The following is a 20,232-nucleotide window of genomic DNA, read 5'->3' on the forward strand; positions in this document are numbered from 1 at the left end:
ATGTCGGAGAAAAAGCTTCTACTGGTTGAGGACGATCGGGCACTGGCCGACCTCGTCACCTATCATTTCGAACGCGCCGGCTATGCCGTCACGCGCACCGGCGATGGCGAGGAAGCGTTGATCCTCGCCGAGGAAGTCGTTCCCGACCTCATCCTGCTCGACTGGATGATCGAGGGCATCAGCGGCATCGAGGTGTGCCGCCGCCTGCGCCGCCGCCAGCAGACCGCCAACCTGCCGATCATCATGCTGACCGCCAGAGGCGAGGAAGACGATCGCATCCGCGGCCTCGAAACCGGCGCCGACGATTATATCACCAAGCCCTTTTCCCCCAAGGAACTGGTCGCGCGCGCCGGCGCCGTCCTGCGCCGCGTGCGCCCCGCGCTCGCCGCCGAAGCATTGGAATATGCGGGCCTCGAGATGGATCTCGCCGCCCACCGCGTGAAGCGCGATGACAAGCCGATCCAGGTCGGCCCGACCGAATATCGCCTCCTCAAGCATTTCATGGAAAACCCCGGCCGTGTCTTCTCGCGCCAGCAATTGCTCGAGACCGTGTGGCCGCATTCCGAAGACATCGAGCTTCGCACCGTCGACGTCCACATTCGTCGCCTCCGCATCGCTCTCAACGAACATGGCGGCCCCGACCTCATCCGCACCGTCCGCGCCGCGGGCTATGCGCTCGATGCGGACGGGGCGCGGTAGTCGGGCAGGCGATGGCCTGGCTGATCCTCTTTCTCGCGGGCCTGTTCGAGATCGTCTGGGCAACCGCGATGAAGCAGTCTGACGGCTTCACGCGGCTTGGCCCGAGCATCGTCACCATCGCCGCGATGCTCCTGAGCTTCGGGTTGCTGGCGTGGTCGATGAAAGTCCTGCCGCTCGGCGCCGCCTACACCATTTGGACGGGCATTGGCGCGGTCGGCGCCTTCGTCATCGGCGCGGCCTTCTTCGGCGAGGCGCTGAGTGTCATGCGCGTCACCGCCGCCGTCATGATCGTCGGCGGCCTCGTCCTGATGAAACTCTCGACACCCGCCTGAGGCGAAACAGGCGAGGCTAATAGCCTCGTTGTCGGAACGGCAGGTCGATGTCGTGGCGGTGATTCCAGATCTCGACGATCTTGCCCTCCTCGTTGAAGCGAAAGACGTTGATGATTGGCAGGTCGACGATCTCGCTCGTCATTCCCATCGCCCTCGCCTGCTCGGTCGGTTCGTTCAGCGTCCATAACCAGCGCGTCGCGACGAGATCGCCCTCTGCGATCTGATAGTCGATCCGCCCGCTCATCGTTCCCGATGCATGAAAGATGTCGGCGACCGTCTTCTGCTCGATCGCCTGTTCGGTCATGTTCTTGCGCTCGCCGATATCGTGGACGACATAGTTGTCGGCGACATAATCGGCATAGGCGTCGGTCTGGTTCGAGAACCACAGCTTCTCGTAAAATTCGCGCGCCAGTCGCTTGTTGCGCTCGAGCCGCGTTTCGGCGGCGGTTTCGGCGTGATGATCGGTGGCTGCGGCGGCCATGTCGGCGGGCGCGGCGAGGGAAAGCAGCACGGAAAGCGAAAGCAGCATAGAAACCCCCTGTTCTTTTAACGCAGATTAGTTTCTACGCCAGTGTGGCCCGGAAAGACAGCCCCCCGCTTGCAACGCTCCCGCTTCCGGCGCATTGGGCCAGCATGGCACGCAAACGTAAAGGCAAGCGCGGCGACAACCCCAATCGCCCGCGCTTCTGGGGCAAGCATGCGGTCGCAGCCGCCCTCGACAATCCGAACCGCACGGTCCTGAAAGCCTGGACCACGCAGGAAATGGCGAACTTCATGCAGTTCCCGCCCGAGGTGCAGGTGGTCCGCGCCGAGGTCACCGACCTTGCCCGACTCGTCCCGCACGACGCCCCGCACCAGGGCGTGGTGATCGAATGCGAACCCCTCGAGGACGTCTGGCTCGGCGACGTCATCGCCGAGGCGGGCGATCAGTCCGTCATCCTCGTCCTCGACCAGGTCACCGACCCGCATAATGTCGGCGCGATCCTGCGCTCGGCCGCCGCCTTCGATGTCGACGCCATCGTCACGCAGGATCGCCATGCGCCGCCCGAGGGCGGGGCACTGGCCAAGGCCGCTTCGGGCGCGCTCGAGACCATTCCGTGGGTCCGCGTCGTCAACCTGTCGCGCGCATTGGACGAGCTCGCCGAGGCCGGCTACTGGCGCATCGGGCTGGCGGGCGAGGCCGACAGCACGCTCGCCGAGGCCTTGGGGCCGCAGCGCGTGGCGCTGGTGCTCGGCGCCGAGGGCCCCGGCATGCGCGCCAACGTGCGGGATCATTGCGATGCGCTCGCCAAGCTGCCGATCAGCGAGCAGATGGAGAGCCTGAACGTCTCCAACGCCGCCGCGATCAGCCTCTACGCCGCCGCCACCGCGCGCGGCTGATGGTCCAGACACAGGTCAGCCTCGATCACGAACTCGACGCGCTGGCCGCCATCGAACCTGCTTTCGGCCGAGTGATGGAGCGGCACGGGCGCCCGACCCCGCGCGTGCGCCCCTGCACCCATGTCACCATGCTGCGCACCATCGTCGGCCAGCAGGTCAGCGTCGCCGCCGCCGACAGCATGTGGCGAAAACTCACCGACCGCTTCGGCGAGGACCCCGACCTGCCCGCGATGATGGCGGCTGACGACGACGAGATGCGCGCCGCCGGCCTGTCGCGCCAGAAGGCCGGCTATGCCCGCAGCCTTGCCCGCCTCGTCCATGAGGGCGAGGTCGATTTCCGCGACCTTCCGCAAGATGACGAAGAGGCGATTGCCGAACTGACCAGGATCAAGGGCATCGGCCGCTGGTCGGCGGAAATCTATTTGCTCTTTTCCGAAGGCCGCCCCGACGTGTTTCCGGCGGGCGACCTTGCCGTGCAGGTCGAGCTCGCGCGCATCCTCGAGCGCGAGGAACGCCCGCCCGAAAAGATGGTGCGCGCATGGGCCGAGCCCTGGTCGCCTCACCGCGGTGCCGCCGCCATCCTCGCCTGGCACTCGTACATGGCGCCGCCCCTTTAGGGTCGGGCCGTCCGGGGGACGGACCGAAGGCGCCCCGCCCCTGTAGGGTCGGGCCGTCCGGGGGACGCGCCCCCCCCCCCTTAAGCCCTCTTCAGCGCCACGTCGCGGATGAGCTTGGGGCGCACGTCGGCGCGAATGGGCGCGAGACGCCCCTCGCTGCCGCCCTGACGCCCGACCATATAGGCGAACGCCTTTTCCCCGCGCACTAGCGCCCCGTCGGGCCCCGCCGTGCGCCGCAGCGCAATGAGCAGCACCGGCATCATCAACGGCCGTTCATCGATCATGAAGACCTGCGCGTCCTTCAGGGGCAGCGCCGCTCGCCCGCCGAGGCTGCGCCCCTGCCCGGGGCTGAGGAGCGGGATCGTCGCGGGGCCGTCGAAGGGCTGCGGATGCGCGCCGAATTCCTCGACCATCGCCGCCTGTTCGGGCCCGGCATTGATCATCGCCACATCGAAGCGGATGTTATGCGCCGCCGCGCTGCCGCGATTGACCACGTCGATGCGATAATCGACCCACAATTCATTCTCGTCGAGCGCGCAGCGGACCGGCAGCACCTCGACGACAAGGTCGGGCTTGAGGCTGGTCGAAACGAGGCCCGATGGTACGGCGGGCTCGGGCGGCGGTGCCGACGCCGGGGCAGCCGCTGTCGCGGCAGTGCGACCGAGCGTGGTCGTGATATGCCCGGAAATGCCCGGTTCCGCTGCCGGCTCGGGCTGGGGCGCAGGCGGCGTTTCGGGCTGGGGCTTCGGCACCACTGGCGGCACAGGCGCGGGCGCGGCTGCAGCAGGCGCAGGACGGCGCTTGCGTCGCCGGGCGATCGCAACGAAGGACAGGAGCGTCGCCGCGACCATCGCGGCCATCAGCGCCAGCAGCCCCCATCCCGACCCGTCGCCAGCCTCAGCGGTCGGGTCGAAACCACGAGGCACGATCGCGCCAGCATCATCGTCGGCGGCCGCGCCTTCCGTCGCCGAGGGATCGAGATCGCCGAGCGGCGGAAACTCGACCTGCGGCGTGTCTTCCAACGGCGAGGGCGTGGCTCCGGTCGGCGGGAGATCGCCGGGGCTCGGCACCGCGGGAGAGGTCACCGGCGCTTGGGGCGGCGGGGGCGACGTCACCGGCGTCGACGGGGTCACCGTGGACGGCTGGACTTGCGGCTGCTGCGGCGCTGGCGGACGCGTCGGTGCAGGGCGCGGTTGACGCTGCGGGGCGCGCTGCGGCTGCGCCTGCGAGCCATCGGGCCCGGGCGCGGCCACGGGCGCCTGCGGCTGGCGGTCGGCGGGATCGAGCGAGAAATCGCGCAGGCTGTCGGGCCCGACCGTGCGTTCGGGGGCGGCGTCCTGCTGCCCGCCCGGCGGGATCGCCACGACATTGCCCGTGGACGCGTCCTGTGCCGAAGCGCTGGTAGCGGCGATGAAAAGGCTCGCCCCGGCAAGAAACGCGCGGGCGGCAAGGGTGGGAATGTGCATGTCGGGGGGCGACAAACCAGTTTCGCCCCCCATTTGCAAGCGCTTAGGCGGCGTCGACCAGCACCAGTTCGACGTCCTGTTCTCCCGCGTGGATGACCAGTTTCTCTTCATCATGGACGGCGACACCATCGCGGCCTTTTGCTGAATGGCCGTTGACCGTCACCTCGCCCGAGGGAACGAGGTAGAGATAGCGCGACTTGTCGGCCTTATATTCGAGGCTCTTGCCGGCCGGCAGCGTCGCCCCCAACACCTTGGCATCGGCGTTGAAGGACAACGCTCCATCGTCGGGATCACCCGATGCCAGCAACTGGAAGGCGCCGTCGCGCTCTTCCTTGGGGAAGGGCATCTGTCCCCAGGCCGGATCGGCGTTCGGCTTGCCCGTTTCGATCCAGATCTGGAACAGCGTCGTCTGTTCGTCCTCGAGGTTATACTCGGCGTGCATCACGCCGCGCCCCGCGCTCATCACCTGCACGTCGCCCGCGCCGGTGCGGCCCTTGTTGCCCATCGAATCCTGATGGGTGATGGCGCCGGTGCGGACATAGGTAATGATCTCCATGTCGCGGTGCGGATGCGGCGGAAAGCCGGACTTGGCGGCGATCTCGTCGTCGTTCCACACGCGGATGGGCCCCCAGCCCATGCGGCTGGGATCGTGATAATTGGCAAAGCTGAAATGGTGACGGGCATTGAGCCAGCCATGGTTCGCATGGCCCAATGAGGCGAAGGGTCGGATGTCGATCATGACAACAAAATGGTTGGGGGTGCGCCTGCGTTTCAAGCGGCGCTGATGTCCGTAGGGCACATCCGCGTAACCAACACCGTCACCCCAGCGAAGGCTGGGGCCCATGTCTGGACAAATTGTCGTGGTAGCTCGGCATTGATCCCAGCCGTCGCTGAGATGACGGTCAGAGCGGCTTCAACTCCGCCGCATAGACCGCCGCCTTTTCCGCATAGAGCTTCGCCGACGCCTCGAGCAGCCGCGCCGCTTCCTCGTCGAGGGTCCGAACTGCGCGCGCCGGTGCGCCAACGATCAGCGAGCGTTCGGGAAAGACCTTTCCCTCGGTGACCAACGCGCCTGCGCCGACGATCGAGCCCTTGCCGATCACCGCATGGTTGAGGATGCGCGCGCCCATGCCGATGAGACAATCGTCCTCGACAGTGCAGCCATGAAGGATCGCCTGGTGCCCGACCGTCACCCGCGCCCCGATGGTCAGCGGCGCGTCGGGATCCGAATGGCCGATCGCTCCGTCCTGAAAGTTCGTCTCCGGCCCAAGGATGATGGGCGTATTGTCGGCGCGGATCACCGCCCCGAACCACACGCTCGCCCGCGCGCCCAGCCGCACGTCGCCGATAAGATCGGCCGAGGGCGCCGCCCAGGCGCCGTCGGCAAGCTGCGGGCGTTTGTCGCCAAGAGCATAAAGCGTCATGCGATTCTTCTACGCCCGCCCCGCACCACGCGGCAAGCGTCTCAGGCCTCCATCGCCATCACCTTGCCGCGCGAGGCGGGCAAATGCTGGGCGATCATCGCCTCCAGCTGCTCGAGCTTCACGGGCTTGGTCAGATGCGCCTGCATCCCCGCCTCGAGACAGCGCTCGACATCCTCGGAAAAGGCATTGGCAGTGAGCGCGACGATCGGCAGCCGGGCCGCATCATAGCCCGAGCCGCGCAGCCGCCGCGTCGCCTCGATCCCGCCGAGGCGCGGCATCTGCAAGTCCATCAGTACGAGATCATAGAGCCGCCCCTCGCTCGCCATCAATTCGATCGCCTCGATCGCCGCCAGCCCGTCCTCGGCCATGTCGCATTCGACCCCCAGTTTCTCGCACATGGCCTGGCTCAGCATCTGGTTGACCGCATTGTCCTCGACCACCAGCAACCGGACATTATCGAACCGCCCGACCGTTTCCGGCGGCGGCGCGACGGCATCCTCGGGCGATGCGATCTCGCGCAGCGGCAGGGCGATGGTGAAGGTCGAGCCAACGCCCTCCTCGCTCTCGACGCGCAGCTTGCCGCCCATCGCATCGGCGAGCCTGCGACTGATCGCCAGTCCCAGCCCCGACCCGCCGAAATCGCGCGCGGTCGTCGCCTCGGCCTGGCCGAAGGTCTCGAAAATCTGTTTCTGGCGGTGCGGCGGGATGCCGATGCCGCTGTCGATCACCGCGATCTCCAACCGGTCGTCCGCGCCCTCCTCGCCGCCGCGACGATGCGCTTCCAGCCGCACGCCACCCGTCTTGGTGAACTTCACCGCATTGCCGATCAGATTGAGCAACACCTGCCGCACGCGCAGCCGGTCCCCCTCGATGAAAGCCGGAATGTCGGGATCGCAGACGACATCGATCTCCAGCCCCTTGCCGTGCGCGGCAGCGCGCATGATCTCGGCACAGCTCGCCATCTTGGCGCGCAGGTCGACGGGCTCGCGCGCCAGTTCGAGCCGCCCCGCCTCGATCTTGGAAATGTCGAGAATATCGTTGAGGAGCGCCAGCATCGACCGCCCGCTGTCGCTGATCAGCTGGACATAGCCGCGCTGCTTGTCGTCGAGCGGTTCGGCGAGCAGCAGGTCGGTGAAACCCAACACGCCGTTCATCGGCGTCCTGATCTCGTGACTCATGTTGGCGAGAAAGGCGCTCTTGGCCGCCGCCGCATGTTTGGCGGCATGGAGCGCGTCCTTCAGCTCCTTCTGTCTGGCGAGCTCGTCGGTGCGATCGCGAAACACCCCGAACATCTGGACGGGGCGGCCCTCGTCATTCACCTCCACCTTCGCAATCGCCTCCACCGTACGCACCTCTCCGTCGGCGCGGATCATCCGGGCGGTAAAGCGATAATCCTCCCCCTTGGTGAATGCCCCATCGACGAGGTCGGCGATCGCCTCGCGGTCGTCGGGGTGATAGACGTCGAGCGCACTTTGGAGATCGGGACTGGTGCCGACGGGCACCCCGTGGATGCGGCAGGTCTCGTCCGACCAATAGATTTCCTCTTCCTCAAGATCGACCAGCCAATGGCCCACGTTGGCGGTCGCCTCGGTCATCAGGAGGAGGCGGTTGGCTTCGTTCAACTCCTCGATGGCGAGGCGGCGATGTTCGGCGACCTTGGTCAATTCATCGGCCTGCCCGCTCGCCGCGCGCGCCGCCTGCGCTTGGCGCAGCGCGAAGAACAGCAGCAGCGCGACGAAACAGGCGGTCGCGATGATCCCGAACCCCGCCAGCCGCGCGGCAAGATAGATCAGGCCGATGGCCCCGATCGCCCACAGATTGCCCTTCACCTTCATCGCCCTTGCTCCTTTCCTCGCGTGATCCGGCGGGGAAAGCTTGGGGCGAAAAAGGTCAACCGGGGCTTGCCAATAGCTCCGTTTCGGACGCTAATGCGCCGCAGGCGGGCGGTAGTCGCGCGCCTCGGGCAGGTCGGCGAGGAGCGGCGGCTCGCCGTCCACGTCGCTCCAGCGCGTCCCGAGCAGCGCCCCCTCCTCGTAGCGCCCACCGACGTGCTTTCGACGACCGCTGAGGAAATTCACGCTGACCACTTCTTCGTCGAGCGTGCTGCGGTCGATCCGGCTCTTGTCATAGCCGATGAGCGCGAAATCGCGCGCGCCTTCGTCCCAGCGGAAGGTGTATCGGGTCCGGCTCGCCGCCCAGCTCCCGACCGAGCGAAAATCGACGAGCGCCACGACGAGATTGCCCCGCGCGATGCTCAGGCCCGCGAACGGATCGTCGGCGAGCGGGTCGTCCCACGCGGGCACGAAGGTCGCATGAGTGACGAGAATGTCGGCGGCGCTGCCTGTCGTCGGCCTGGCGACGACGAGACGGCGCGGTCCGGGCGTGAAGGGCGATCCGTCGGCGGCCCGAGCGTCGCTGTCGACGATGCGTCGCATGACCAGCGCGATTTCCTCCGCGCCGTCGCCGGTGAGGTCGCCCCGCGCCTCGGCCTCGACTTCCCAGCCGCCGGGCACCACCGCCTCGTGCACGTCCCCGCCAGGAGGCGCGTCGGCGTTGGTCCTGGCGACCGTCGTCTGCCCAGCGGGATCGACCATCACCGCGTCCTCGCCGCAGCCCGACAGGAGCGCGAGACAAAGCGTCATGGAAAAAAGGGATCGCATCACGTTCCTTGCCAGGAAATGGTGCCCAGGAGAGGACTCGAACCTCCACGCCCTTACGAGCGCCGCCACCTGAAGACGGTGCGTCTACCAATTCCGCCACCTGGGCACAGATGCTTCGCGGTAGGAGGCGGCCTCTATGCGAGCGCCCCGCCCCCTGTCAACGGCAAACATCAGCACCCCTCGCACCCTGATACGAATTAACAAAAATTTTACGCCGTATGCGTAATGATCCACCGCCGAACAGAGTGATGCGTCGTTTCCCCGGAAGGAAAGTAAAACGATGAATGCTCAGGTCCCGATCAATGAAACACGCCGTGCCGAGCGCGTCGCGCTCGACGCCGAGGTGCGCTCGCGCCATGCCGGGGGCAAGCCCTATCCCACCTCGATCCGCAACCTCTCGCCGGGCGGCTGCTGCATCGAACTGCCCTACAAGGCCGACCTCGGCGAACGACTGTGGGTCACGCTCCCGGGCTTGCAGCCGATCGAGGCCGAGGTGTGCTGGGCCGACACCTATCTTGCCGGCTGCGCCTTCAAGACGCCGCTCTACCCCGCCGTGTTCGACCATCTGCGCGCCCGCATCGCGTCCTGACGGCGAGAGGGCGGAACTTCCCCCTCGCTCGCGCCCTTGAAGCACGAGGACGGCTCGCCTAGAGACGCCCTCATTCTCTAAAGGCCTTGAGCGAGACAGGAACCATCGTGACGTCCGATCCGACCGCCCCCAAGATCATCACGCTTATCGGTGGAGGCGGCTTCATCGGCCGCTATGCCGCCGAGGCGCTCTTGCGCCACAATGTCCGGCTGCGCATCGCCGAGCGCAATCCCAAGAGCGCGCATACGCTCCAACCCCTGTCGCGCGTCGGCCAGATCGCGCTCCTGCCCGCCAACCTTGAAAAGCCGGAGACGATCGCAGCGGCGGTCGCGGGCGCCGATGCGGTCGTCAACCTCGTCGGCACCTTCGACACGAACAAGCAGGAAGCGCTCCACGTCGATGGGGCGGGCGATGCCGCGCGCCTCGCCGCCGAGGCCGGGGCCAGCGCCTTCGTCCAGATCAGCGCCTTGGGCGCCGATCTCGAAGGGCCGAGCCACTATGCCGAGACCAAGGCGAAGGGCGAGATCGCGGTGCGCGCCGCCTTCCCCCATGCCACGATCCTGCGCCCCTCGACCGTGTTCGGCGCCGAGGACGAATTCACCAACCGCTTCGCCGGCATGATGGACCTGCCCGCCACCCCCATCATGGCCCCCGACACGCGCTTCCAGCCGGTGTTCGTGCGCGACCTTGGCGAAGCCATCGCCCGCGCCGCGCTCGATCCCGCGACCCATGGCGGCAAGACCTACGAGGTCGCCGGCCCCGACGCGATGAGCATGCGCGAGCTCAATCACCAGATTGCCGACATGGCGGGCCGCGATCCCAAGTTCATCGAACTGCCCCGCGTCATGGGCGACATGATCTCGAGCCTCGGCTTCCTGCCCGGCGCGCCGATCACCAAGGACCAGTGGCTCTTGCTCCAGCGCGACAATGTCGCGACCGGCGAGCACCCCACCCTCGCGGACATGGGCATCACGCCGACGCCGATGGGCTCGGTGGCGCCCAACTGGCTCGAGCGCTTCACCCCCGGTGGCCGCTTCGGCCGCGCCGCGCGCCAGGCCTAGCCCATGTCCACCACCCTGCTCGTGCTCATCCTCGGCATCGTCGAGGGGCTGACCGAATATCTGCCCGTCTCCTCGACCGGCCATCTCATCCTCGCGACCGAGCTCCTCGGCTTCGACGCTGCCGAATGGGCGGTGTTCAACATCGCAATTCAGCCCGGCGCGATCCTCGCGGTGGTGGTGCTCTACTGGAAGACCTTCTGGGGCGTCTTGAAGGGCATGTTCGAGGGTTCGAAACATGCGTGGGACTTCACCCGCAACCTGCTCGTCGCCTTCTTCCCCGCGGTCGCATTGGGCCTCGCTTTTGGCGACCAGATCGACAACCTCCTCGAAAATGCCGTCGTCGTCGCCTGGGCGCTGATCATCGGCGGTTTCGCCATCCTCGCGGTGGAAAAGCTCGCCAACCCGCCCGCGCGTCCCGACATTCCCGAGGACCAGGTCGGCGGCGCGGTCGCCACCATGAGCTTCAGGAAATCGCTGACCGTCGGCCTTGTCCAGTGCCTCGCCATGATCCCCGGGGTCAGCCGGTCGGGCGCCACCATCATGGGCGCGATGGCGCTCGGCATCGATCGCAAGACCGCCGCCGAGTTCAGCTTCTTCCTCGCCGTGCCCACGCTGTCGGGCGCGACCGTCTACTCGCTCTACAAGGCGCGCGACGAGCTGGTCGCCGACGATCTCGCCATGATCGGCTGGGGCGCGCTCGTCAGTTTCATCGTGGCTTATATTGTCGTTAAGGCCTTTATCGCCATCGTCACGAAAATCGGTTTTGCACCATTCGCATGGTACCGTATCATCGTCGGCGTCGCCGCCCTCTTCTGGCTCGGCGCCATCTAGTACATACGTTCAACAACGCCCGTGGGGGGACCAATATGAAGAAGCTTTTCGCCCTGAGCGCCAGTGCGCTCGCCCTGACCCTTGCCAGCCCGGCGGTGGCCGCCGAAGCACAGGTCGAGACCGTCGAGCTCGCGCCTAGCGCCGCCAAGATCGACCTTGCGCGCGGCGCGGTCGACATGATCTGGCCCGCCGGCAATACCGAATATCTGGTCGACTATCTCGTCGGCCCTTATGCCGATCACCTGCTCTACACCCCCATCCCGCAGCTCGCCGAGGAATATGGCGTGGTCGAGAGCTTCCAGTCGATCGTCGTCGCCCTGAAGGCGCTCGATGAAGACATGGGCGACGAACTCGACCTCGACGGCTTGGATGAAATGACGCCCGAGCAGATCGAGGCGACCGCTAACATGATGCTCGCCATGCTGGGCGACAAGTCGATCGCCACCATGATCGCCAACGAGGACGAGCATTTCGACGAGCGCCTGTCGATCCTGCGCGACGTGCTCGACAAGGAATTGCCGCCCATCGCCGCCGCCTTCGATGCGCCGATGCGCGACGCCTTCGCCCGAGTCTTTGCCAAGCAGTATAGCGAGGCCGAGCTCATGGAACTGGCCGCCTTCGCCGACACGCCGACCGGCCAGAAATTCGCGCGCAACTACATGATGATCGGGTTCCAGCCCGAATATTATCTCGGCTTCATGGAAGCCATCCCGGCGATGATCCCGACGCTCGTCCCGCTCGGCGAGACGTTGGAAGCGCGCATGGCGCACCTCCCGCCGATGTTCCCCGAACCCACCCCGTGGTGCGAGGATCTCAGCGAAGAGGAACTGGCCGATGACGTCGAATGCATCGACAGCCACGAGATGGAAGCCGCTGCCGAGGCGATGGAAGAAGACCCGGACCTCAAGCCGGCCGACTAAATCGCCGATTTTTTAGGCAAAGGGCCGCTCGCTCCGCTTTACGGGGCGGGCGGCCTTTCTTATCAGCAAGTTTGATCCATGTTGCAGCTCTTCCAATTCCCCCTCTGTGCCCACGGCCGCAAGGTCCGCCTCGTGCTGGGCGAGAAAGGCGTGCCCCACGAACTGGTGCGCGAATATCCGTGGGAGCGCCGCGACGAATTCCTCGACATGAGCCCGGCGGGCGAGACCCCCGTCCTCGTCGATCCGGCGCGTGGCCACGTCCTTACCGGCGCGCAGGTCATCTGCGAGTTCGTCGAGGAAACCACCGAGAAGATGGGCATGCTGCAGGGCGGCCCCGTCCAGCGCGCCGAAATCCGCCGCCTCGCCGACTGGTTCGACCGCAAGTTCTTCGCCGACGTCACCGCGCCGCTCCTCGAAGAACGGATGCTCAAGCGCCTCGTCACTCGCGCCAGCCCCGACACCGTACGGCTGCGCGATGCCATGCGCGCGGCCAACGGGCATCTCGACTACATGGACTATCTGCTCGACCATCGCCGCTGGCTCGGCGGCCCGAGTTTGAGCCTCGCCGACTTCTCGGCCGCCGCGCAATTGTCGGTCGTCGACTATCTCGGCGCGCTCGACTGGCGCGGGCACGAGCAGTCGAAGAACTGGTATGCGGTGATGAAGTCGCGCCCCTGCTTCCGTCCGCTATTGGGCGAGCGCATGGAAGGGCTGGCCCCGCCCGCGCACTATGACAAGGTGGACTTTTAGCAGGAGCGCCCGCGTCGAACGTAAGCGGAGCGCAGCGAGCGTCGTTCGACAAGAGAGCGCGAATGCCGGCCAGCCTGCGATCGAAGATCGACAGGACTGACGGGGTCGGGCCGCCCCGACCCCTCTTGCGCCTACGCCTTTCGCGCGCTCATCAGATAATTGAGCTTCAGATCCTCGCTCAAATGCAGCCCTTTCGACGGCGAAAAGGCGATGCCCTTCGTCTCGATCACCTCCATCCCCAGCCCCTCGAGCATCGCGGTCAGCTCTTCGGGCGGGATGAACATGTCATAGTCGTGCGTGCCCTTGGGGATACGCCCCGTGCCCTCGGCCAGCGTGATCGTCAGCAGCCTCGACAGCGGCGTCTTGTTGGGCGTCGACAGGATCAGGAGCCCGCCGTCCGCCAGCTTCGACACCAGCGTCGCAAGGAAATCGCGAGGGTCGGCGACATGTTCGATCACCTCCATCGCGGTGACGAGGTCGAACTGCTTGTCCACGTCCGCCACTTCGCCCGCGACATAGTCGATGGCCAGCCCCTGCCCTGCCGCATGGACCCGCGCCGCCTCGATCAGCGGCTCGGCGGCATCGACCCCGGTCACCTCGGCCCCCAGCCGCGCCAACGGCTCGGCGAGCAGCCCGGCGCCGCAGCCGACGTCCATCGCGCTTTTTCCCGACAGCGGCGAGAAATCGCACTCGTCCAAGCCGAAGTGCCGGTCGAGCTGTTCGCGCACGAACCCCAATCGCACGGGATTGAGCTTGTGGAGCATGGCGGACGCCCCCTTGGGGTCCCACCAGTCGCCAGCCATCGACCCGAAATGCGCGGCCTCCGAGGCCAGGATGCTTGTCTTCGCCATGCGCCCACCCTACCAGCACCCACAGCATTTGCCACGTGGAGAAACAATTGCGCGTCGTCATGAAGTTCGGAGGCACGTCGATGGCGGGGATCGAACGGATCCGCCATGTCGCGCGTCTCGTCGAACGGCAGGCGGCGGACGACACGCAGACCTGCGTCGTCGTCTCCGCCATGGCGGGCGAGACCGACCGCCTCGTGCAATTCTGCAAGGAAGCCGCCGCGCATCACGACCCGCGCGAATATGATGTCGTCGTCGCCTCTGGCGAACAGGTGACCGCGGGCCTCCTCGCCATGACGCTCCAGAACAAGGGCCATGATGCGCGCAGCTTCATGGGCTGGCAGCTGCTCGAGGCCTCGGGCGTCCACGGCAACGCCCGCGTCGAGAAGATCGAGAGCGGTGCCTTGGACGGCGCGCTGCTCGCGGGCACCATTGCCGTCATCCCGGGATTCCAGGGCCGGACCGAGGACGGGCGCATCGCCACCCTCGGGCGCGGCGGCTCGGACACCAGCGCGGTCGCCATCGCGGCGGGGCTGAACGCCGACCGCTGCGACATCTACACCGACGTCACCGGCGTCTACACCACCGATCCGCGCATCGAACCGACCGCGCGCAAGTTGGAAGCGGTCGGCGCCGAGGAAATGCTCGAGCTGGCGGGCGCGGGCGCGAAGGTGCTGCAGGTCCGCTCGGTTGGCCTCGCCATCCGCGAGGATATGCCGCTCATGGTCCGCTCGGCCTTCGAGGACGAACCGGGCACCACCATCATCACCAATTGGGAAGAGACGACCATGGAACGCATCGCCATCTCGGGCATCGCCGCCGATCGCGGCGAAGCACTGGTGAAGCTCGAAGCCAAGGACAAGCCCGGCCGTCTCGCCGCCGCGCTGCGTGCACTAGCCGCCGAAGGCCTTTCGGTCGACATGGTCGCGCAAGGCTCTGACAGCCTGCACTTCACCGTGCCCAAGACCAATCTTTCGCGCGCCCTCAAGGCCCTTGAAGGCGCGAAGGGTGCCATCGGCCATACCGCCGTCACCAGCGACGACAATGTTGCCAAGGTCAGCGTCGTCGGCGTGGGCATCCGCTCCAATCCCGAGCTTGCCGCCATGGTCTTCGACGTGCTCGCCGACCGACAGGTGCCGCTGCTCGCGGCAACGCTATCCGAACTCAAGGCCAGCGCGCTGGTGCCCGACGACCAGGTCGACGTGGCCGTCCGCGCATTGCACGCCGCATTCGAATTGGGGGAATAATCACATGAGCCACGACAAGCTCGATCGACTGATGCACCGCGGCACCGAGTTCCTCGGCACCCGCTACGCCATCCTCGGCGGCGCGATGAGCTGGATCTCGGAGCGCAACCTCGTCTCCGCCATCTCCAACGCCGGCGGCTTCGGCGTCATCGCTTGCGGCGCCATGCCGCCCGAACTCTTGGACAAGGAAATCGCCGCCACCAAGGCGATGACTGACAAGCCGTTCGGCGTGAACCTCATCACCATGCACCCGCAGATCGACGATCTTATCGATATCTGCGCCAACCACGAGGTCGGTCACGTCGTCCTCGCGGGCGGGCTCCCTTCGGGCAAGTCGATCGACCGCATCAAGCAATCGGGCGCCAAGCTCATCGCCTTCGCCCCCGCGCTCGCGCTGGCGAAGAAGCTCAAGCGCTCGGGCGTCGACGCGCTCGTCGTCGAGGGCATGGAAGCGGGTGGCCACATCGGCCCCGTCTCCACCAGCGTGCTCGCTCAAGAAATCCTGCCCCATGTCGCCGCCGACATGCCGGTCTTCGTCGCGGGCGGCATCGGCCGCGGTGAGGCCATCGCCGCCTATCTCGAAATGGGCGCGGTCGGCGTCCAGCTCGGCACCCGCTTCGTCTGCGCGACCGAATGCATCGCGCATGAGAATTTCAAGAAGATGTTCCTGCGCGCCTCGGCCCGCGACGCCATCCCCAGCGTCCAGATCGACCCGCGCCTGCCGGTCATCCCTGTGCGCGCGCTCAAGAATCGCGAGACCGAGAATTTCACCGCCAAGCAGCGCGAAGTCGCCGCCAAACTCGACTCGGGCGAAGTCGAAATGGCCGAAGCCCAGCTTCAGATCGAACATTATTGGGCAGGCGCTTTGAAGCGCGCGGTCATCGACGGCGACGTCGAGAGCGGCAGCGTGATGGCCGGCCAGTCGGTCGGCATGGTCAAGCGCGAGGAACCCGTCGCCGACATCATCACCGAACTGGTCGACGAAGCCGCCGCCGCCCTCTCCAACCGCGGCTAGTCGACGCTCTCATCGCGCCGACCGCCGTTGGTCGAACGACAAGCATGTTTGGTCGAAACATCGCCGATGGCACTTGCCGTCCTCCCTTCCTGCTTGTCGGGTAACCGACGAAGGGGGACGCGATGCTTCTCGAACTGATCATGTCGAACCTATTGCTTGCCGCAACAACCGCGCAGGCGAGCGCCCCCGCGCCTGCTTCCGTCGCGACCCAAGTGCGACACGACTGGCTCCCCGACACTCGCGAGGAAGCCGCCATCGCCGCGCTCCTCGAACGCCACCGTGTCCCCGGCGCCCAGATTGCCGTGCTCGAGGCTGGCGAGGTCGTCTACCGAGGCGCATTCGGCGTTCGCGACGTGGACAGTGGCGAGCCGGTCACCCATGACACGCTCTTCCAGGCCGCCTCGCTCAACAAGCCGGTCTTTTCCTACGCCGTGCTCCAGCTCGTCGCGCAAGGCCGCCTCGGCCTCGACGACCGTCTCGCCGACTATGTCGTCCCCGAGGACTTTCCGGAGCATCCCTGGTTGAAGCTTGTCACCGTGCGTCACGTCCTCACGCACCGCAGCGGGCTGCCCAACTGGCGCGGCAATGGCGAGAATGCCGAGCGCGACCTCATTCCCAAGGCGCCGCCCGGCAGCGTGGAGCGCTATTCGGGCGAAGCCTTCCTCTGGCTCCAGCAGGTCGTCGAGTTCATCACCGACAAGAGCATCGACGCGCACCTGCAGGAAGCTGTCTTCGCGCCGCATGGCATCGCCGCCTACGAGGGCTGGCGTCCCGAGATCGAACCGCGGCTCGCCTCGGGCCACCGCGTGGACGATGACGGCAAGATCGTGGTCGCCTCGCGTTTCGGCACGCAGTTCGGCCCGTCGATGGCCGCGCTCGAAGAGCGGTCCGGGCGCCCCATCGAAAGCTGGCGCTATGGCGAATGGAAGAGCGCGCTGCGGCTGGTCTATCCGGCCTCGCCGACACACCAACGAAACAGCCGCGCGGTGATGAGCCAGCCCGCCGTGCTCGACGCCGCCGTCGCCGGCTCGCTGCGCACCAGCGCCAGCGACTATGCCCGCTTCATGGCCTTGCTCATGCCCCATGAAGAGCTCAACGACGGCCGCCTTCCCGAAGGCTGGCGCAATCTCATGATGACCCCGCAGTTTGCGCGCCCACACGAACATGCCGACCTGCCGATGGGGATGGGACTGTTCGTCGAGACGAGTGGCCCGCGCAGCTTCTTCTACCACGGCGGCAACAATGGCGGCCGGTTCCAGAGCTTCATGTATGGAGAGGCGGCGACCGGGCGCGGCATCGTCGTCTTCACCAACGGCCCGGGTGGTTACGACTTTTACGCCGATGTCCTCGACCTGCTGCTCGACGTGCGCTCGATCGCCTACCGCTAGGCCGCCATCCCCGTCGGATCCTTCGCCTCAGGCCGACGGCAATTGCGCCAGACAGGCGGCGAGGCGCGGCATCATGACCCGTTCCTGCTCGATCCGCTCGGCGAGATGGCCGATCAGCGCGCGCATGTCGTGGCGAAAGCCGGGAAGGTTCTCGAGCGCGCTGCCCGCATCGCCATAGCGCCCGGCAAAGCGTTCGAGCTGTTCGCTTATCGCGTCGCATTCCGCCGCCCGCGCCCGGGCCAACCGCGCCAGCGCCGCATCGCCGCGCTCCATGATCGCCGCCCCCGTCATCCGCTCGGCCCGTGCCAGCTGGAGGCGCAGCAGCGTCAGCAAGCGCGACAGGCGCATGCCCAACAGATGCGCGTCCTGATCCGACAGGAAATGGTCGACCGCCTCGAGCAATTCGCCCGAAAGGTGTTCGAGCGCTTCGGCATGGGAGGGCATGGCCGCCGCCCCGATCGCGGCGCTGTCCGCCCTATCGGAACCCGGCTCCCCGTCCCCGCCCCCGTCCGCCGATGCCGCATCGGGCACCACGGCCTCCCGCGGTGCGACGATGGCGGGTGGGAAATGGAAACTCATCGGCGACTCCCTCGTCTCGGCGCTGCCTCTCTGCCCTCGCCCGGCCCCGCCGCGCCAGCCGCAAAGCCTCCGTTGCGGACCTAAAAAGCGTCGCTTTCCTCGGCCCCGCCGACCTGCTAGCCCTTGGCCCATGGTCGAAAGCGCCGCCATCGCCGCCCGCGAAATCCTCACAGGGCTCCACGCCGTCATGGCCGCGCGCGGCAGCGCGCAGGCCAAGCTCGACAAGGTCGTCGACATCATCGCCGAGGCGATGGAGAGCGAGGTCTGCTCGATCTACGTCCTGAAAGAAGGCCATCTCGAGCTATTCGCCACCCACGGCCTCAACCGCGAGGCGGTGCACAAGACCCGTCTCGAAATGGGCGAAGGTCTCGTGGGCACCATTGCCGAGCAAATGCTGATCCTCAACCTCGAGGAAGCCAGCCGCCACCCGCAATTCGCCTTCCGCCCCGAAACGGGCGAAGAACATTTTCACAGCTTCGCAGGCATTCCGATCGTGCGCCGCGAGACGCCGATCGGCGTGCTCACCGTCCAGCATGAAGACAGCCGCAAATATCTCGAGGTCGAGATCGAGGCCTTGCAGACCGTCGCCATGGTGCTGTCCGAACTGCTCGCCTCCGCCGGGCTCGCTGACGGCACCAAGGGCCGCGCCCGCGACACCGGGAGCCAGGCGCTCGCGGGCCTGAAGCTCGTCACCGGCATGGCCCGCGGCCGCGCCGTCTTCCACCAGCCCAAGGTCACCGTCGAGCATACCGTCGCCGAGGATATCGAGGCCGAGCGCGCGCGCGTCTATTCGGCCTTCCGCAAGATGCGCGAGCAGATCGACAACAATATCCGCGATGCCGAATTCGGGGTGGGCGGCGAGCATCACGAGGTGCTCGAGACCTACAAGATGTTCGCCTATGACGAGGGCTGGAGCCGCCGCATCAACGAGGCGATCGACAGCGGACTCACCGCCGAGGCCGCGATCGAGCGCGTCCAGCAGCGCACTCGGGCGCGAATGCAGGAAATCGACGATCCGCTTTTGAAAGAGCGGATGCACGACCTCGAGGATCTGTCGAACCGCCTCCTGCGCATCGTCTCGGGCAAGCTCGGTACCGCGGCCAGCCAAGGCTTGCAGGAAGACACCATCCTCATCGCCCGCAACCTGGGCCCCGCCGAACTGCTCGACTATGACAAGCGCCGCCTGAAGGGCATCGTCCTTCAGGAAGGCTCGCTCACTGCCCATGTCACCATCGTCGCGCGCGCCATGGGCGTGCCGATGCTCGGCAAGGTCGAGGACATCCGCCATATCGCCGCCGAGGGCGATGAAATCCTGCTCGACGGCGATCATGGCACGCTCGTCGTGCGCCCCGAACCGCGCGAGCGCGACCAGTTCGACCAGTCGATGGCGACCACGCAGGCGCGCCGCGCCGAATTCGCCGCCAACCTGTCCAAGCCCGCGCAGACGCTCGATGGCCTGGCCGTCGAGCTGATGGTCAATGCCGGGCTCGCCGAGGATGCCGACCATTTGGATGCCGTGGGCGCCGAGGGCATCGGCCTGTTCCGCACCGAATTCCAATTCCTCGTCGCCGCCACCCTGCCGGGGCGCGAATCGCAATATAAGCTCTACAAGTCGGTGCTGCAGGCAGCCGGCGACAAGCCCGTCGTGTTCCGCACCATCGACATCGGCGGCGACAAGGCGCTGCCCTATCTCGACGAGAAGGACGAGGCCGAAAATCCCGCCATGGGCTGGCGCGCGCTGCGCCTCTCGCTCGATCGCCAAGCGCTGATGAAGGCGCAGGCCCGCGCCCTCATCGAGGCGGCGGCCGGACGCCACCTCAAGGTCATGTTTCCCATGGTCTCAGAACCATGGGAATATGAAGAGGCGCGCGCCCTGTTCGAGGACCAGATCGCCTGGCTGCGCGGCCAGAAGCGTTTTCTGCCCACGGTCGTCGAATATGGCGCCATGCTCGAGGTGCCCGCACTCGCCGAGATGCTCGACCAGCTGCTGCCGCGCCTCGACTTCCTGTCGATCGGCACCAACGACCTCACCCAATTCCTCTTCGCCGCCGATCGCGGTGACCCGCGCCTTGCCGACCGCTACGACTGGCTCAGCCCCGCGATCCTGCGCTTCCTCAAGCGCATTATCGCGCAGTGCGATGCGGCCGAGACGCCGGTGCGCATCTGCGGCGAGATGGGGGGGCGCACGCTGGAGGCGATGGCATTGCTCGGGCTTGGCCTCCGACGTTTCTCGATCACACCGGCGGCCGTCGGGCCGCTCAAGGCGATGATCCGGTCGCTCGACGTCGCCAAGGTCGCCGAGCAGATGGACGAGTTGCTCGCCAACCCGCCCCGCGACATGCGCCGTGCGCTGGCGAGCTGGGCACGCGAGACGGGGGTGATCCTCGACTGAAGGCGCGCCGCGCATGACGGTTGACAAGGCCTTG

At 66.8% G+C, this 20,232-nt stretch carries 21 protein-coding genes and 1 tRNA gene; 13 read left to right on the forward strand and 9 right to left on the reverse strand.

The window, feature by feature from the left end:
* Both phoB and NUW51_RS08310 read left to right on the forward strand, forming a co-directional pair.
* A complete protein-coding gene (gene phoB, locus NUW51_RS08305) occupies positions 1-699 on the forward strand; it encodes a phosphate regulon transcriptional regulator PhoB (protein ID WP_265587054.1) in 699 nt (232 codons plus the stop codon).
* Positions 700-710: 11 nt separating this feature from the next.
* A complete protein-coding gene (locus NUW51_RS08310; RefSeq protein ID WP_265587055.1) occupies positions 711-1,031 on the forward strand; it encodes a DMT family transporter in 321 nt (106 codons plus the stop codon).
* Positions 1,032-1,047: 16 nt separating this feature from the next.
* On the opposite strand, the gene NUW51_RS08315 is transcribed toward NUW51_RS08310, so the two are convergent.
* A complete protein-coding gene (locus NUW51_RS08315) occupies positions 1,048-1,560 on the reverse strand; it encodes an ester cyclase (RefSeq protein WP_265587056.1) in 513 nt (170 codons plus the stop codon).
* A gap of 104 nt (positions 1,561-1,664) precedes the next feature.
* Between NUW51_RS08315 and rlmB the strand changes: the two genes are divergently transcribed.
* Together rlmB and NUW51_RS08325 are read left to right on the forward strand one after the other, a co-directional pair.
* Positions 1,665-2,411, forward strand: a complete 747-nt coding sequence (gene rlmB / locus NUW51_RS08320) for a 23S rRNA (guanosine(2251)-2'-O)-methyltransferase RlmB (protein WP_265587057.1) — start codon at positions 1,665-1,667, stop codon at positions 2,409-2,411.
* Positions 2,411-3,028 (forward strand): DNA-3-methyladenine glycosylase family protein, encoded by a 618-nt coding sequence (locus tag NUW51_RS08325; RefSeq protein ID WP_265587058.1) that lies wholly within the window; start codon positions 2,411-2,413, stop codon positions 3,026-3,028. The genes rlmB and NUW51_RS08325 overlap by 1 nt, the downstream gene beginning before the upstream one ends.
* Positions 3,029-3,108: 80 nt before the next feature.
* On the opposite strand, the gene NUW51_RS08330 is transcribed toward NUW51_RS08325, so the two are convergent.
* From NUW51_RS08330 to NUW51_RS08355, 6 genes are all read right to left on the reverse strand, one after another.
* A complete protein-coding gene (locus NUW51_RS08330) occupies positions 3,109-4,527 on the reverse strand; it encodes a hypothetical protein (protein WP_265587059.1) in 1,419 nt (472 codons plus the stop codon).
* A 10-nt stretch (positions 4,528-4,537) separates the two neighbouring features.
* Positions 4,538-5,233 (reverse strand): pirin family protein, encoded by a 696-nt coding sequence (locus tag NUW51_RS08335; protein WP_265587060.1) that lies wholly within the window; start codon positions 5,231-5,233, stop codon positions 4,538-4,540.
* A 163-nt stretch (positions 5,234-5,396) separates the two neighbouring features.
* Positions 5,397-5,918 (reverse strand): gamma carbonic anhydrase family protein, encoded by a 522-nt coding sequence (locus NUW51_RS08340; RefSeq protein ID WP_265587061.1) that lies wholly within the window; start codon positions 5,916-5,918, stop codon positions 5,397-5,399.
* Positions 5,919-5,959: 41 nt separating this feature from the next.
* Positions 5,960-7,753, reverse strand: coding sequence for a PAS domain-containing hybrid sensor histidine kinase/response regulator (locus tag NUW51_RS08345; protein WP_265587062.1), 1,794 nt, complete (start codon positions 7,751-7,753; stop codon positions 5,960-5,962).
* 90 nt (positions 7,754-7,843) lie between these two features.
* On the reverse strand, positions 7,844-8,560 hold the full coding sequence (locus NUW51_RS08350) for a hypothetical protein (protein ID WP_265587063.1): 717 nt from the start codon (positions 8,558-8,560) through the stop codon (positions 7,844-7,846).
* A gap of 37 nt (positions 8,561-8,597) precedes the next feature.
* A tRNA-Leu gene (locus NUW51_RS08355) sits at positions 8,598-8,684 on the reverse strand.
* 174 nt (positions 8,685-8,858) lie between these two features.
* On the opposite strand from NUW51_RS08355, the gene NUW51_RS08360 reads away from it, so the two are divergent.
* From NUW51_RS08360 to NUW51_RS08380, 5 genes are all read left to right on the forward strand, one after another.
* Positions 8,859-9,167: a PilZ domain-containing protein gene (locus tag NUW51_RS08360; protein WP_265587064.1), complete on the forward strand. Its 309-nt coding sequence runs from the start codon at positions 8,859-8,861 to the stop codon at positions 9,165-9,167.
* A 107-nt stretch (positions 9,168-9,274) separates the two neighbouring features.
* Positions 9,275-10,228: a complex I NDUFA9 subunit family protein gene (locus NUW51_RS08365; RefSeq protein WP_265587065.1), complete on the forward strand. Its 954-nt coding sequence runs from the start codon at positions 9,275-9,277 to the stop codon at positions 10,226-10,228.
* 3 nt (positions 10,229-10,231) lie between these two features.
* Positions 10,232-11,059, forward strand: coding sequence for an undecaprenyl-diphosphate phosphatase (locus NUW51_RS08370; RefSeq protein WP_265587066.1), 828 nt, complete (start codon positions 10,232-10,234; stop codon positions 11,057-11,059).
* 35 nt (positions 11,060-11,094) lie between these two features.
* Entirely contained in the window at positions 11,095-11,979 is an 885-nt protein-coding gene (locus NUW51_RS08375) for a DUF2059 domain-containing protein (RefSeq protein WP_265587067.1), read from the forward strand.
* Positions 11,980-12,057: 78 nt separating this feature from the next.
* Complete coding sequence (locus tag NUW51_RS08380; RefSeq protein WP_265587068.1) at positions 12,058-12,729, forward strand: glutathione S-transferase family protein; 672 nt, start codon at positions 12,058-12,060, stop codon at positions 12,727-12,729.
* A gap of 131 nt (positions 12,730-12,860) precedes the next feature.
* Here NUW51_RS08380 and ubiG read toward each other — a convergent pair whose 3' ends face one another.
* Positions 12,861-13,580 (reverse strand): bifunctional 2-polyprenyl-6-hydroxyphenol methylase/3-demethylubiquinol 3-O-methyltransferase UbiG, encoded by a 720-nt coding sequence (ubiG, locus tag NUW51_RS08385; protein ID WP_265587069.1) that lies wholly within the window; start codon positions 13,578-13,580, stop codon positions 12,861-12,863.
* 59 nt (positions 13,581-13,639) lie between these two features.
* Here ubiG and NUW51_RS08390 point away from each other — a divergent pair, with 59 nt between their 5' ends.
* From NUW51_RS08390 to NUW51_RS08400, 3 genes are all read left to right on the forward strand, one after another.
* On the forward strand, positions 13,640-14,824 hold the full coding sequence (locus NUW51_RS08390) for an aspartate kinase (RefSeq protein WP_265587959.1): 1,185 nt from the start codon (positions 13,640-13,642) through the stop codon (positions 14,822-14,824).
* A 4-nt stretch (positions 14,825-14,828) separates the two neighbouring features.
* A complete protein-coding gene (locus NUW51_RS08395) occupies positions 14,829-15,839 on the forward strand; it encodes an NAD(P)H-dependent flavin oxidoreductase (protein ID WP_265587070.1) in 1,011 nt (336 codons plus the stop codon).
* A 122-nt stretch (positions 15,840-15,961) separates the two neighbouring features.
* On the forward strand, positions 15,962-17,227 hold the full coding sequence (locus NUW51_RS08400) for a serine hydrolase domain-containing protein (protein WP_265587071.1): 1,266 nt from the start codon (positions 15,962-15,964) through the stop codon (positions 17,225-17,227).
* Positions 17,228-17,254: 27 nt separating this feature from the next.
* Here NUW51_RS08400 and NUW51_RS08405 read toward each other — a convergent pair whose 3' ends face one another.
* Positions 17,255-17,806, reverse strand: a complete 552-nt coding sequence (locus NUW51_RS08405) for a hypothetical protein (RefSeq protein ID WP_265587072.1) — start codon at positions 17,804-17,806, stop codon at positions 17,255-17,257.
* Positions 17,807-17,936: 130 nt separating this feature from the next.
* On the opposite strand from NUW51_RS08405, the gene ptsP reads away from it, so the two are divergent.
* On the forward strand, positions 17,937-20,198 hold the full coding sequence (gene ptsP / locus NUW51_RS08410) for a phosphoenolpyruvate--protein phosphotransferase (RefSeq protein ID WP_265587073.1): 2,262 nt from the start codon (positions 17,937-17,939) through the stop codon (positions 20,196-20,198).
* Positions 20,199-20,232 lie beyond the last annotated feature (34 nt).

Source organism: Sphingomicrobium arenosum, assembly GCF_026157085.1.
In the GTDB taxonomy this organism is placed as follows: Bacteria; Pseudomonadota; Alphaproteobacteria; order Sphingomonadales; family Sphingomonadaceae; genus Sphingomicrobium; species Sphingomicrobium arenosum.

What these genes read in the sequence shown, in the direction of transcription:
- NUW51_RS08335 (WP_265587060.1), bottom strand. Translation starts at nt 5,233, where the DNA reads ATGATCGACATCCGACCCTTCGCCTCATTGGGCCATGCGAACCATGGC.
- NUW51_RS08405 (WP_265587072.1), bottom strand. Translation starts at nt 17,806, where the DNA reads ATGAGTTTCCATTTCCCACCCGCCATCGTCGCACCGCGGGAGGCCGTG.
- NUW51_RS08370 (WP_265587066.1), top strand. Translation starts at nt 10,232, where the DNA reads ATGTCCACCACCCTGCTCGTGCTCATCCTCGGCATCGTCGAGGGGCTG.
- NUW51_RS08375 (WP_265587067.1), top strand. Translation starts at nt 11,095, where the DNA reads ATGAAGAAGCTTTTCGCCCTGAGCGCCAGTGCGCTCGCCCTGACCCTT.
- NUW51_RS08395 (WP_265587070.1), top strand. Translation starts at nt 14,829, where the DNA reads ATGAGCCACGACAAGCTCGATCGACTGATGCACCGCGGCACCGAGTTC.
- NUW51_RS08340 (WP_265587061.1), bottom strand. Translation starts at nt 5,918, where the DNA reads ATGACGCTTTATGCTCTTGGCGACAAACGCCCGCAGCTTGCCGACGGC.
- NUW51_RS08330 (WP_265587059.1), bottom strand. Translation starts at nt 4,527, where the DNA reads ATGGGGGGCGAAACTGGTTTGTCGCCCCCCGACATGCACATTCCCACC.
- rlmB (WP_265587057.1), top strand. Translation starts at nt 1,665, where the DNA reads ATGGCACGCAAACGTAAAGGCAAGCGCGGCGACAACCCCAATCGCCCG.
- NUW51_RS08350 (WP_265587063.1), bottom strand. Translation starts at nt 8,560, where the DNA reads ATGACGCTTTGTCTCGCGCTCCTGTCGGGCTGCGGCGAGGACGCGGTG.
- NUW51_RS08310 (WP_265587055.1), top strand. Translation starts at nt 711, where the DNA reads ATGGCCTGGCTGATCCTCTTTCTCGCGGGCCTGTTCGAGATCGTCTGG.
- ubiG (WP_265587069.1), bottom strand. Translation starts at nt 13,580, where the DNA reads ATGGCGAAGACAAGCATCCTGGCCTCGGAGGCCGCGCATTTCGGGTCG.
- NUW51_RS08345 (WP_265587062.1), bottom strand. Translation starts at nt 7,753, where the DNA reads ATGAAGGTGAAGGGCAATCTGTGGGCGATCGGGGCCATCGGCCTGATC.
- NUW51_RS08325 (WP_265587058.1), top strand. Translation starts at nt 2,411, where the DNA reads ATGGTCCAGACACAGGTCAGCCTCGATCACGAACTCGACGCGCTGGCC.
- phoB (WP_265587054.1), top strand. Translation starts at nt 1, where the DNA reads ATGTCGGAGAAAAAGCTTCTACTGGTTGAGGACGATCGGGCACTGGCC.
- NUW51_RS08315 (WP_265587056.1), bottom strand. Translation starts at nt 1,560, where the DNA reads ATGCTGCTTTCGCTTTCCGTGCTGCTTTCCCTCGCCGCGCCCGCCGAC.
- ptsP (WP_265587073.1), top strand. Translation starts at nt 17,937, where the DNA reads ATGGTCGAAAGCGCCGCCATCGCCGCCCGCGAAATCCTCACAGGGCTC.
- NUW51_RS08380 (WP_265587068.1), top strand. Translation starts at nt 12,058, where the DNA reads ATGTTGCAGCTCTTCCAATTCCCCCTCTGTGCCCACGGCCGCAAGGTC.
- NUW51_RS08360 (WP_265587064.1), top strand. Translation starts at nt 8,859, where the DNA reads ATGAATGCTCAGGTCCCGATCAATGAAACACGCCGTGCCGAGCGCGTC.
- NUW51_RS08390 (WP_265587959.1), top strand. Translation starts at nt 13,640, where the DNA reads ATGAAGTTCGGAGGCACGTCGATGGCGGGGATCGAACGGATCCGCCAT.
- NUW51_RS08400 (WP_265587071.1), top strand. Translation starts at nt 15,962, where the DNA reads ATGCTTCTCGAACTGATCATGTCGAACCTATTGCTTGCCGCAACAACC.